General features: G+C 59.4%; 15 protein-coding genes. 5 read left to right on the plus strand and 10 right to left on the minus strand.

Annotation, left to right across the window (positions count from 1 at the left end):
* Window positions 1-15 precede the first annotated feature (15 nt).
* Window positions 16-657 (minus strand): LysE family translocator, encoded by a 642-nt coding sequence (locus J5289_RS00645; RefSeq protein WP_209185271.1) that lies wholly within the window; start codon window positions 655-657, stop codon window positions 16-18.
* A 150-nt stretch (window positions 658-807) separates the two neighbouring features.
* On the opposite strand from J5289_RS00645, the gene J5289_RS00650 reads away from it, so the two are divergent.
* Window positions 808-1287, plus strand: coding sequence for a MarR family winged helix-turn-helix transcriptional regulator (locus tag J5289_RS00650; protein WP_209185272.1), 480 nt, complete (start codon window positions 808-810; stop codon window positions 1285-1287).
* Window positions 1288-1354: 67 nt separating this feature from the next.
* On the opposite strand, the gene J5289_RS00655 is transcribed toward J5289_RS00650, so the two are convergent.
* The 3 genes from J5289_RS00655 to J5289_RS00665 all read right to left on the minus strand — a co-directional run bounded on the left by J5289_RS00655 (window position 1355) and on the right by J5289_RS00665 (window position 3223).
* Complete coding sequence (locus J5289_RS00655) at window positions 1355-2578, minus strand: argininosuccinate synthase (RefSeq protein ID WP_209185273.1); 1224 nt, start codon at window positions 2576-2578, stop codon at window positions 1355-1357.
* Between the two features lie 108 nt (window positions 2579-2686).
* Window positions 2687-2872 (minus strand): type II toxin-antitoxin system RelE/ParE family toxin, encoded by a 186-nt coding sequence (locus tag J5289_RS29805; RefSeq protein ID WP_209185465.1) that lies wholly within the window; start codon window positions 2870-2872, stop codon window positions 2687-2689.
* A 108-nt stretch (window positions 2873-2980) separates the two neighbouring features.
* Window positions 2981-3223, minus strand: coding sequence for a type II toxin-antitoxin system ParD family antitoxin (locus tag J5289_RS00665; RefSeq protein WP_209185274.1), 243 nt, complete (start codon window positions 3221-3223; stop codon window positions 2981-2983).
* Window positions 3224-3306: 83 nt separating this feature from the next.
* On the opposite strand from J5289_RS00665, the gene J5289_RS00670 reads away from it, so the two are divergent.
* Window positions 3307-4167, plus strand: coding sequence for an SDR family oxidoreductase (locus J5289_RS00670; protein ID WP_209185275.1), 861 nt, complete (start codon window positions 3307-3309; stop codon window positions 4165-4167).
* Between the two features lie 60 nt (window positions 4168-4227).
* Window positions 4228-4869 carry a LysE family translocator gene (locus tag J5289_RS00675; protein ID WP_209185276.1) on the plus strand — a complete coding sequence of 214 codons (642 nt, stop codon included), beginning with the start codon at window positions 4228-4230 and terminating at the stop codon, window positions 4867-4869.
* A gap of 146 nt (window positions 4870-5015) precedes the next feature.
* Here the strand turns inward: J5289_RS00675 and rlmN are convergent, their stop codons facing one another.
* Both rlmN and J5289_RS00685 read right to left on the minus strand, forming a co-directional pair.
* Window positions 5016-6251, minus strand: coding sequence for a 23S rRNA (adenine(2503)-C(2))-methyltransferase RlmN (gene rlmN / locus J5289_RS00680; protein WP_209207509.1), 1236 nt, complete (start codon window positions 6249-6251; stop codon window positions 5016-5018).
* A 246-nt stretch (window positions 6252-6497) separates the two neighbouring features.
* Window positions 6498-7055 (minus strand): invasion associated locus B family protein, encoded by a 558-nt coding sequence (locus J5289_RS00685; RefSeq protein ID WP_142824680.1) that lies wholly within the window; start codon window positions 7053-7055, stop codon window positions 6498-6500.
* A 338-nt stretch (window positions 7056-7393) separates the two neighbouring features.
* On the opposite strand from J5289_RS00685, the gene J5289_RS00690 reads away from it, so the two are divergent.
* Window positions 7394-7948, plus strand: coding sequence for a sigma-70 family RNA polymerase sigma factor (locus J5289_RS00690; RefSeq protein ID WP_142824679.1), 555 nt, complete (start codon window positions 7394-7396; stop codon window positions 7946-7948).
* Between the two features lie 25 nt (window positions 7949-7973).
* On the opposite strand, the gene J5289_RS00695 is transcribed toward J5289_RS00690, so the two are convergent.
* Together J5289_RS00695 and J5289_RS00700 are read right to left on the minus strand one after the other, a co-directional pair.
* The gene (locus tag J5289_RS00695) at window positions 7974-8363 is read right to left on the minus strand and encodes a YkvA family protein (protein WP_142824678.1); all 390 of its coding nucleotides are present in this window, start codon (window positions 8361-8363) and stop codon (window positions 7974-7976) included.
* A 58-nt stretch (window positions 8364-8421) separates the two neighbouring features.
* Window positions 8422-8727 (minus strand): 4a-hydroxytetrahydrobiopterin dehydratase, encoded by a 306-nt coding sequence (locus tag J5289_RS00700; RefSeq protein WP_209185278.1) that lies wholly within the window; start codon window positions 8725-8727, stop codon window positions 8422-8424.
* 35 nt (window positions 8728-8762) lie between these two features.
* Between J5289_RS00700 and J5289_RS00705 the strand changes: the two genes are divergently transcribed.
* Window positions 8763-9242: a low molecular weight protein-tyrosine-phosphatase gene (locus tag J5289_RS00705; RefSeq protein ID WP_209185279.1), complete on the plus strand. Its 480-nt coding sequence runs from the start codon at window positions 8763-8765 to the stop codon at window positions 9240-9242.
* On the opposite strand, the gene thpR is transcribed toward J5289_RS00705, so the two are convergent.
* Both thpR and J5289_RS00715 read right to left on the minus strand, forming a co-directional pair.
* Window positions 9176-9769 (minus strand): RNA 2',3'-cyclic phosphodiesterase, encoded by a 594-nt coding sequence (thpR, locus tag J5289_RS00710; RefSeq protein WP_209185280.1) that lies wholly within the window; start codon window positions 9767-9769, stop codon window positions 9176-9178. The genes J5289_RS00705 and thpR overlap by 67 nt on opposite strands.
* 66 nt (window positions 9770-9835) lie before the next feature.
* Window positions 9836-10486, minus strand: coding sequence for an arylesterase (locus J5289_RS00715; protein ID WP_209185281.1), 651 nt, complete (start codon window positions 10484-10486; stop codon window positions 9836-9838).
* Between the last annotated feature and the right edge of the window lie 60 nt (window positions 10487-10546).

A 10546-nucleotide genomic window follows, 5' to 3' on the forward strand; every position in this document is an offset into this window, starting at 1 on the left:
CATGTTGGAGAGGTATCAGGCCCTGCGCCACCCGAGCAGCCCCGGCGCGGAATGCCAGAGCGCCTGCGCAGCAAAACCCATGAACAAAACCCCGGAGAAGCGCACGATGACGCGTTCGTGGGACCGATAGAGCCGCCGCACGGCGCCGGCACCGATGATACCGATCAGAATGATATCGGCGGCCACGAACCCGGCAAAGGCAACGCCTAGCAGCAACGGAAGCTCGCTGAACTGCAAGGCACTGGCCGAACCGGCGACAAGCGCCGTGAAGGTCGCGAGCGCCACCGGATATCCCTTTGGATTGGTGGCGCCGAAGATAAGGCCGCGTCGAAAAGGGCGCTCGACTGCGATCATCGCCGCACCGTCGACCCGGGGCTTGGCAGTTACCGCGTGCCAGCCGATCCAGGCGAGATAGAGGCCACAGAACAAGCCAAGCAGATCGAATACGAGGCTGCCGATGGTCCGCGCACCGATGATTGCGGTCAGGGCCAGGGCAGACCACATGAGATCGCCGAACAGATGGCCGCACATGAAAAGCGCCCCCGCCCTTCGCCCCTGGCCAGCACCTATTCCCAGCAGCGCCAGAAAAGCCGGACCGGGAATGAGCACGTAAAACAGTGCGGCGAGGAAAGTGCCGGCAATCAGGGAGGAGGTCATGGCACGGTTTCCGCTTGATTTGCAGCCAGCTTAACGCCGGCACTGCGGGCGTCAAGGCGCCCTTGTCGCCGGCAAAGATTCAATTGTGTTCGCGCAATAGAGTGATTAAGGAAAACCAGAGAGAACCGCGATAAAGAGCCGAGAAACGCAATGAGCATCACAATAGATACGGATACGCTCGCATTTCTCGTCGCCGATTGCGCCCGGCTGATGCGAATGGCTTTCGAGAAACGCATCTCGTCGGCCGGGCTCGGCATCACCGCCGGCGAGGCAAGAACCCTTGTTCAGATTGCTGCGGTCAACGGCAGCCGGCAGCTCGACATCGCCATACGCATGGGGCTGGAGCCGATGACGGTGAGCGCTTTCCTCGACCGTCTGCAGGCCCGCGGGCTGATCGAACGCCAGCCCGACCCCCTGGACCGCCGTGCAAAGCGGATACTCCTGTCGGACGCTGCGGAAGACATGATCCGCGCCATCAGCATCGAAATCGCTGCCGTCCAGCAGGAAGCAACGATGGGGCTGGACGAGCAGGCTTTGTGCGACGTGAGCAAGGCTCTCAAAAGCTTCCGGCTCAACCTCCAGAAAGTCGAACAACCCGCAATCGAAAACGCCCCGATCACAGACGGCTGACTTTTCCCGAAAAAGAGACCCGCCACCATCTGCGGTGACAGGCCCTGCTCAGGCTGGGCTCAATGGCTCAGTTCGACAGGTTGCGCTTGCCGAGCGTGCGCAGGCGAAGGGCATTGAGCTTGATGAAGCCTGCTGCATCCTTCTGGTCGTAGGCGCCCTGGTCGTCCTCGAAGGTGACCAGCTTGTCGGAATACAGCGACTTCGGGCTCTCGCGGCCGATAACCATGACATTGCCCTTGTAGAGCTTCAGCGTCACTTCGCCCTCGACATGCTCCTGGCTCTTGTCGATCGCCGCCTGCAGCATCTCGCGCTCCGGCGAATACCAGAACCCGAAATAGATGAGCTCCGCATAGCGCGGCATCAGTTCGTCCTTCAGATGCGCAGCACCGCGATCGAGCGTGATCGATTCCATCGTCCGGTGGGCAGTGAGAAGGATCGTGCCACCGGGTGTCTCATAGACGCCGCGCGACTTCATGCCGACGAAACGGTTCTCGACGAGGTCGAGACGGCCGATGCCGTTGTCCCGGCCGTAGTCGTTGAGGGTCGCCAGCAGCGTCGCCGGGCTCATCCGGACGCCGTTGACCGACACCGCATCGCCACGCTCGAAGCCGACCTTGATGATGGTCGCCTTGTCAGGAGCGGATTCCGGAGAAATGGTGCGCATATGCACATATTCCGGCGCTTCCTGCGACGGGTCTTCCAGAACCTTGCCCTCGGAGGACGAGTGCAGCAGGTTGGCATCGACAGAGAACGGCGCTTCGCCCTTCTTGTCCTTGGCAACCGGGATCTGGTGCGCTTCGGCAAAGGCCAGGAGATCGGTGCGGGACTTGAAGTTCCAGTCGCGCCAGGGAGCGATGATCTTGATATCGGGGTTCAGCGCATAGGCCGCGAGTTCGAAACGAACCTGGTCGTTGCCCTTGCCGGTCGCGCCATGGGCAATGGCATCGGCGCCGGTCTTGCGGGCGATCTCGATCAGGTGCTTGGAGATCAGCGGCCGGGCAATCGACGTGCCGAGCAGGTAGACGCCTTCATAGACGGCATTGGCGCGGAACATCGGGAAAACGAAATCGCGGACGAACTCTTCGCGGACATCCTCGATGTAGATTTCCTTGATGCCCATCATCTCGGCCTTCTTGCGGGCCGGCTCGAGCTCTTCGCCCTGGCCGAGATCGGCAGTGAAGGTGACGACTTCGGCGCCGAGTTCCGTCTGCAGCCATTTCAGGATGATCGAGGTGTCGAGACCGCCGGAATAAGCGAGAACGACTTTTTTCACGTCTTTGTGCGATACCATGATGATGAGGTCCGTTTTTATGCGCGCGGCGCCGGACGCCGCAAATCTTGATGTCGCGGCACTTTTATCGAGATTCGCGCCATGCGCAAGAAAAACTGAAGCCTGCATTCAGCGCAGATGCGCAGTAATATTCATACGTTGATGCAGGATACGAATGATTGTGACCGCGCGCGCATCGGCTTTGTAAACGATGAAATGCGATTCGAACGGAAGAATGAAATAGCCGGTGATTATGTGGTCGATATTGCGGCCCTGCCTGGCGCCACGCGCCAGTTCCGGAAAGCATGACGTCAGCCGCCTTTAGTAGTCATTGGCTTGCTGAAGCGACCATTTTCGAGCGTGTATCTGAAAATTCCGTCCAGATCCCGGCGTGCCTTCGGCAGAAGCCGAAATTGGCGTCGCCTATCGGACATGTTTACGATGCATTTCGCTCAGAAATTCCCCGGTGTCGAATGGCTCGGCCTGGCCCGATTGCTCCCCTTCGATGATGGCAGCACGGATGGCATTGATTTCTGCTTGCTTGCGTAGAAGTCTCAACCCGGCGTCGATGACAGCGCTTGGGGAAGCAAAGTGGCCATGGTTCACCTGTTCGTCGACGAAATCCTCCATCTGTTCATCCAGCGTGACAGACTTGAGTTTAGACATGGCGTCCTCCGTCGTTTGACTTGGCTGGGCAAATTACCATATCTCGCAACATCATAACAAGGGCTGGAGAGGGTAGGCAGACCATGGCAAATATCGAGGACGTCTTCAAAAGTTCCAACGTCGCCGTCATCACCGGCGGCGCTTCCGGCATCGGCTTTTCCGCTGCCAAAAACTTTGCTGCGCGCGGCATGAGCGTCGTCTTGGCAGACCTCGGTGGCGACCGGTTGGCAAAGGCAAAGGAAGAGATCATCGCCCTTTCCAATGGTAGCGACGAACATGTCATGGCCATCGAGACCGATGTCAGTGACAAGGAATCGCTGGACGCCCTGGAGCGCACCGTCATCCAGCGCTTCGGCCGCGTCCATGTACTGATGAACAATGCCGGCATCGGCCCGGAGACATCGATCTTCAGCCCGCAGGCCGGCTGGGACAACATCCTCGGCGTCAACCTGATGGGCGTCATCAACGGCACGCGCACGTTCGGACAGCACATGATCGGCCATGGCGAACCTGGCATGATCATCAACACCGGCTCCAAGCAGGGCATCACCACGCCGCCGGGAAACCCTGCCTACAATGTCTCCAAAGCCGGTGTGAAGGCTTTCACCGAGGCGCTGCAGCATGAACTCCGCAACACGGAAGGTTGCCGGATCACCGCCCACCTGCTGATACCGGGCTTTGTCTACACACCTCTCACAAAGGGCGACCGCACGGAGAAGCCCGCCGCCGCCTGGACGCCGGAGCAGACCGTCGATTTCATGATGAAAAGTCTTGAGCGCGACGATTTCTACATCCTCTGCCCCGACAACGATGTGCCCCGTTCACTGGATGAAAAGCGAATTCTCTGGGCCGCTGGCGATATCGTCGAAAACAGGCCTCCGCTGTCGCGCTGGCACGGGGGGTACGATGACGCATTCAAGGCCTTTGTCGCCGGCAAGGGCTGATTGGCAATCGCCGCTAAACAAGGTAGGCATCCTGGAAACCTATGATCCGAGGAGCCTGCCATGGACTTCCTGCCAAGCTTTGCGACGGCGCTCGCCTTTGTCGCCGCAAGCCTTCTTCTGGCCGCGACGCCAGGCCCGGACATGACGCTTTCGATCAGCCGCGCCCTGTCGCAGGGCAAGACGCCTGCGCTGTTTGTCGTGCTTGGGACCAGCCTCGGAATCGTCGTCCACACGATGCTGGTGGCATTTGGGATATCGGCCCTGATCACGGCCTCTCCGGTTGCCTTCACCATCCTGAAGACCGGCGGCGCGGCCTATCTCCTGTGGCTCGCTGTTCAGGCCATCCGCTTCGGCTCGAAACTCAGCGTCAATGCTGTAGAAGAGCCGAAAGTGTCGCCGCTGTCGAACATGGCGAGCGGGTTTTGGGTCAACCTCCTGAACCCGAAGGTCATCATCTTCTTCATGACCTTCCTGCCGCAGTTCGTCACTGCCGGCGATCCGGCCGTCACCCAGAAGCTGCTGTTCTTCGGTTTTCTGTTCATTTCCGTCGGCATGCCGGTCAACGCCCTGGTCGTGCTCGCCTCCGACAGGCTGGCATCATGGCTGCAGAACAACAGGAAGGTCTTGCGCGGCATGGACTATACCTTCGCCGGCGTCTTCTCGATCTTCGCGGCGAAGATCCTGTTTACCCACGCGCGCTAGGTACGTCGCGTGGTCGGCCATCCCTGCGGGTGATATAGATCAACGCATCCGAGCGCACCGACCACGAAGATCGCAATTGCAATCCCGTCGAAATTGGTGGCCGTCAGTTTCGTCTGCTCGTTGCAAACGACTTCGCCCGTCGACCGTCAGTCTTCGCCGTGGTTGGCGATCATCATGGCTTCGAAGGCGAGGCGGTCGGTCTTGCGCATGCGCTCCGAATCCGATTTCAGCTGGCCGCAGGCGGCGAGAATGTCGCGTCCGCGCGGCGTACGGATTGGCGAGGCATAGCCGGCCGCATTGATGAAATCGGCAAATTTCTCGATCTGCTCCCAGTCCGAGCACTGATAGTTGCTGCCGGGCCAGGGATTGAACGGGATCAGGTTGATCTTTGCCGGCACGCCCTTCAACAGCTGGATAAGCCCCTTGGCATCTTCGAGACTGTCGTTGACGTCCTTCAGCATCACATATTCGAATGTGATGCGGCGGGCATTCGACAGGCCGGGATATTTGCGGCAGGCGTCGATCAGGTCCTTCAGCGGATACTTCTTGTTGATCGGCACCAGGATGTCGCGCAGATCGTCGCGCACAGCGTGCAGCGATATCGCCAGCATGACGCCGATTTCGTCGCCGGTACGGAAGATTTCCGGCACCACGCCCGAGGTCGAAAGTGTGATGCGACGACGCGACAGCGACAGGCCGTCACCGTCGGAGGCGATCAGCAGAGCGGTCTTCACGGCCTCGAAATTATAGAGCGGCTCGCCCATGCCCATCATCACCATGTTCGAGACCTTGCGGCCCTCGGCAGGCATGGCGGTACCCACAGGCGTATCGCGATCCGGGAAGTCGCCGAGCCGGTCACGCGCCAGCAGCAACTGCGAGAGGATTTCCTCGGCCGTCAGGTTGCGCACCAGCCGCTGGGTGCCGGTGTGGCAGAAGGAACAGGTCAGGGTACAGCCGACCTGGCTGGAGACGCACAGCGTCCCCCGGCCCTCCTCAGGGATATAGACGGTTTCGATCTCGACAGGTCGTCCTGCACCGCGTGCCGGAAAACGCATCAGCCATTTGCGTGTACCGTCGTTGGACACCTGCTCCTCGACGATCTCCGGGCGGGCGATGGTAAAATGCTGCTTCAGCATTTCACGCATGTCCTTGGCGACGTTGACCATGGCATCGAAATCAGACACGCCGCGCACATACAGCCAGTTCCACAACTGGCTGACGCGCATCTTGATCTGCTTTTCGGGAACGCCCTTTTCGCGCAGTGCCTGCCCCATCTCCTCGCGCGTCAGGCCGATCAAAGACGGCTTCGGTAGAGCTTCGCCACCGCGCACGACGGGCGCCGAAGCGGGCTTGGCAATGGTCATGGCATCTATCACGGACATGGGATCATCCAAAAGGTTGATGCCTGCCGTGCTTCGAGGAAGCTGCAGGCGCGATCTAGGGTATTGAAATTGAATTCGGTGACGGAAGGGGCGACAGTATCGCAGGCACATCCGCAGTTCGCGGCGGCAATAGCACTAATTTCGTCGCCCGTCATCCCCCTCAAAACGCCAGAGGCCGGCCAAAGGCCAGCCTCCATGATCTTGCGCCCGCGCTTTTCACACACGAAAAGCGGAAACCGGCCCAGCCTACTTGCAGCTCTCGATCTGCTTCAGCGAGGCGGAAATGCCAGCCAGCGAGTAGGTGTAGGACGTGCCCGTACCCTTCTTCGACGTTGCAGTGACGGTCAGGGAGTGGCCGGTCTTCATGGCCGAGACCAAAGCCGGCTCCTGTGCGGCGTTCTCGACCCATGCAGCCTTGTCCTTGGTGAACATGACGAAGGTCTTGTTGTCGATGGTCACGTTGACCTTGGAGTTTTCCTTCAGCACATAGCCCATCATCGCCTGGGGCTCGTAGGAGATGTTCTGGCCGGGGCGCTGGGTGACGATGAAGAAGTTGTCGCCGTGGTCGATGCCCGTTGCCGGCAGCTTTGCCGTCGGCACCGACAGGACGTAGCACACCTTGCCGGTTCCCGACTGGTAGGAATAGGCACCCCAGGCATCGAACTGCTTGATGCGGGTCGGCGCTGCAGATTGCGTCTGGGCGGCAGCCGCAGGCGCGGCCTTTGGCTTGGTTTTCTGAGCGGATGCGATGCCGGCGGTGGCCAGAACGAGCGTGAGGGCGATTGCGGAGCTTTTTACAAACATGATTTCCTGCCGGTTTCTTGCGATCCAGAGCCCGACGTGAATTTCGTCGGGAGATGCGTATTCACGAGGCGCCTTATTTTGGCGTAATTTCGGTTACCAAACCGTCAATGGGATGGGCGATTGCCTCTTAACTGTGCCAATTCAGTCAAGCTATGATCGAAAGATTGTCGAAACTTCTGAAGATAGATGGACCTGATTGGCGAGATCGCCAGCCTTTATAGCGATTTAAGACAGAAAGATTCAGGCAAGAGTTTGACGTTTATAAAATCCGCTGTACCTCATAAACCATTCGGACGACGGTTGCGAGTTGCAAGAGCTGGGGGGCAGGTGGAGGGGAAATGGATGCGAAGGAAAAACAGCGCTTTGCTGTCCTCGCCAGGGCCGTTGCCGAGCGCCGTGACCAGACGGCGTTTTCCCATCTGTACGACTACTTCGCGCCAAGGCTGAAGTCCTGGCTTTTGCGGCAGCGCATGGCCGATGGAGAGGCAGAGGAGCTTGTCCAGGAGGTGATGATCGTCCTCTGGCACAAGGCTGGGCTATACGACCCGGCACGCTCTTCGCTGTCGACCTGGATTTTCCGTATCGCCCGCAATCGCCGCATCGATATGCAGCGTCGATCAAAAATTCGTGTGCTCGACGATAATGATCCGGGATTGCAGCCAATCGGCGAATTGGCGGCCGACGTCGTCATGGAATACGAAGACCGCGATGCACAGGTGCGCGCTGCAATGGCCGAGTTGCCGCACGAACAGCAGGAGCTTCTGCGCGCCGCATTCTTCCTCGGACAATCGCACTCGGAGATCGCTGCCATCACCGGCCTGCCGCTCGGGACTGTCAAGTCGCGCATCAGGCTGGCTTTCGGCAAGCTTAAGAAACGGCTTGAGGCAGTCTAGGTCGCCGTCTGCCTGCGCTCACCTGCTAGGCCGGCTTGCCGGCATCCAGTTCATCCGCCAGCGCCCGGTCGGCGGCATCGTAGTGACTTTCGTTGATATGCCCGCTGACCATGCGAAACGCTGCCGTCAGCACCGCTATGTCATCCGTGTAGCCCACGACCGCCATGAAATCCGGAATGATATCGAAGGGCATCACGAAATAGGCAAGCGCTGCCAGCAAGATGCCTCGCACGCGCGCAGGCGTTTGCGGATCGAGAGCGCAGTAAAAGGCAGCAACCATGTCGCGCGCAAACGGGACGTAGCGGATTGCCTTGCGAAGTGCCGGCCAGAACTTGCGGCGCACGGTCTTCTCCCGGCTTTGACGGGTATCGTCATCGCCTGGAAGAAGAATCTCGCCGAACTTGATATCTTGCATTGCTGGAAAATCCTGTGGGACCCTTGAGGCACACATATGGAAGCGGCGGCTCGAGCAATCAACCGATACGGCCGGCCGCAGCCTTGTCCATCGCTTTCGCCATGCGAAAATCCTGCTCCGTCAATCCGCCGGCATCATGGGTGGTCAGCGTCACCTCGACCTTCGAGTAGACGTTGAACCATTCGGGATGATGATCGAACTTTTCCGCCGCAAGCGCGCTTTCCGTCATGAAACCGAAGGCTTCGCGAAAGTTGGCGAATTTGAAGCTTCTGGTGATCGATTTCGCGTCCCCCGCAAGCGTCCAGCCGTCAAGGCCGGTCATCTTTTCTTCTATGGCCGTCGCTTCAAGTTTGTCGTATTTCATGTCGGTGGCCCTCGTTTGAACAGTCGAAAGTTCGTATGCATCGTTTCAAGATCCTCTTCGTCTGCATGGGCAACATCTGTCGCTCGCCGCTCGCCGAAGGAATTTTCAGACATATGGCAATAAACGCCGGACGCGCCGCAGAGTTCGATATCGACTCGGCCGGCACCGGCGGATGGCATCAGGGCAACCCGCCAGACCCGCGCTCGATCGCTGTTGCGGCTGTCCACGGCATCGATATTGCTGCCCAGCGCGCACGCCGCATCGTAGCTGCCGACTTCGATCGTTTCGACCTGATCCTGGCGCTTGATCGTGACAATTTAAGGGTTCTCGAAAAGATGGCGAGTGGCGCAAACGCGGCCAAGCTGCATCTCTTCAATCGCTATGCTCTGGAAACCGGGGAAGATATCCCCGATCCCTACTACGGCGGCCGGGATGATTTTGACCGCGTCTACAGCATGCTCTTGACCGGCTGCAAGGCCTTGCTGGAAACCGCCGGGAAAGTTCGCACCTCGTGAAGCGGAAAAATCTCTTCCGTCAGATACGGACCGCCGCCAACCGATTCCCGAGACGATAGCAGCACAAAGCGTGACGCCGTGAACAGCGATGTCTGGAAATCGCCGCGGCCAGAGAGATAGTGCGCGACATCGTCCAGACGTGACGATTTCAACCGGGCCAGCGTAACGTGCGGCATGAATTTCCGGGGATCCGCCGACAGGCCGACCCGCTGGCAGATCCGCTCGATCTCGCCCTGCAGCGCATACATTTCGGGATTTGGCGTAACGCCGGCCCAGACCGAGTGCGGCTTCTTGGAGCCGAAGGCACCGATGCCATCCAGCTTGATCTGAAATTCGGGCCTTTCGATCCGGTCCAGGCGCTCGACGATTTCATCGGCGGTCCGGCCATCGACGTCCCCGATGAAGCGCAAGGTGATGTGGTAGTTCTCTACGTCAATCCACCGGGCGCCCGGTAGACCACCGCGCAACAACGACAGGCTCATCGCCGCGTTACGGGGAATTTCGAGGGCGGTAAACAGTCTCGGCATGGCGAGATCCCCGAATCTTTTGCAGATACATGCAGCGAATCACGCAATCAAATGCGGCGCAAGTGTCTATTTCTGCACCGCAGCGATCGTCCCAATGAAACTTGTCACCTGTGGCATAATCCGCTGCACCATGACATCGACCCCTTCCGGATTGGGATGCATGCCATCCTGCAGTTGCAACTTTGCCTGGCCAGCAACGCCGTCAAGGAAGAATGGGTACAACGGCAACTGGTACTTGTCGGCCAGCCGCTTGTAGATCGGGTTGAAACGGGCGGCATAATCCCCGCCCATATTCGGCGGCGCCAGCATGCCGGCCAGAAGAACGGGAATTTTGCGTTCCTTTAGCTTGGCGATGATCGCATCGAGGTTCTTCTCGCTCTCCTCCGGTGCAATGCCACGCAGCGCATCGTTGGCGCCGAGTTCGAGAATGACGCCATCGGTACCGTCTGGCACTGACCAGTCTGTCCGCGCCAACCCGCCGGAGGTCGTGTCGCCGGACACACCGGCATCGGAAACCGCGACATCGAGCCCCTTGGCTTTCAACGCGGCCTGGAGCTTTGCCGGAAAACCGTCCCCCGGTGGCAGCATGTAACCGGCCATCAGGCTGTCGCCGAGACCGACCAGCTGGATGGTTCTGGCGGCAGCCGGACCGCAGAGGCCGAACACAAGGGCAGCGGCAATGACGACGAATTGAAACCCGGCAACTTTAAAACGCATGATCGATTCCCTAGATTGCCTGCATTGGGCGCGCAGCAGCGACCCGTCTTCGCTTATATA

The organism is Rhizobium sp. B230/85 (genome assembly GCF_019355735.1).
Classification (GTDB): domain Bacteria; phylum Pseudomonadota; class Alphaproteobacteria; order Rhizobiales; family Rhizobiaceae; genus Rhizobium; species Rhizobium rhododendri.

Bases quoted from the DNA above. Each gene is read 5' to 3' on its own strand.
- J5289_RS00655 (WP_209185273.1), bottom strand. From the start codon at position 2,578: ATGGTATCGCACAAAGACGTGAAAAAAGTCGTTCTCGCTTATTCCGGC.
- rlmN (WP_209207509.1), bottom strand. From the start codon at position 6,251: ATGTCCGTGATAGATGCCATGACCATTGCCAAGCCCGCTTCGGCGCCC.
- J5289_RS00700 (WP_209185278.1), bottom strand. From the start codon at position 8,727: ATGAAATACGACAAACTTGAAGCGACGGCCATAGAAGAAAAGATGACC.
- J5289_RS00665 (WP_209185274.1), bottom strand. From the start codon at position 3,223: ATGTCTAAACTCAAGTCTGTCACGCTGGATGAACAGATGGAGGATTTC.
- J5289_RS00685 (WP_142824680.1), bottom strand. From the start codon at position 7,055: ATGTTTGTAAAAAGCTCCGCAATCGCCCTCACGCTCGTTCTGGCCACC.
- J5289_RS00695 (WP_142824678.1), bottom strand. From the start codon at position 8,363: ATGCAAGATATCAAGTTCGGCGAGATTCTTCTTCCAGGCGATGACGAT.
- thpR (WP_209185280.1), bottom strand. From the start codon at position 9,769: ATGCCGAGACTGTTTACCGCCCTCGAAATTCCCCGTAACGCGGCGATG.
- J5289_RS00705 (WP_209185279.1), top strand. From the start codon at position 8,763: ATGCATCGTTTCAAGATCCTCTTCGTCTGCATGGGCAACATCTGTCGC.
- J5289_RS00645 (WP_209185271.1), bottom strand. From the start codon at position 657: ATGACCTCCTCCCTGATTGCCGGCACTTTCCTCGCCGCACTGTTTTAC.
- J5289_RS00650 (WP_209185272.1), top strand. From the start codon at position 808: ATGAGCATCACAATAGATACGGATACGCTCGCATTTCTCGTCGCCGAT.
- J5289_RS00675 (WP_209185276.1), top strand. From the start codon at position 4,228: ATGGACTTCCTGCCAAGCTTTGCGACGGCGCTCGCCTTTGTCGCCGCA.
- J5289_RS00670 (WP_209185275.1), top strand. From the start codon at position 3,307: ATGGCAAATATCGAGGACGTCTTCAAAAGTTCCAACGTCGCCGTCATC.
- J5289_RS00715 (WP_209185281.1), bottom strand. From the start codon at position 10,486: ATGCGTTTTAAAGTTGCCGGGTTTCAATTCGTCGTCATTGCCGCTGCC.
- J5289_RS00690 (WP_142824679.1), top strand. From the start codon at position 7,394: ATGGATGCGAAGGAAAAACAGCGCTTTGCTGTCCTCGCCAGGGCCGTT.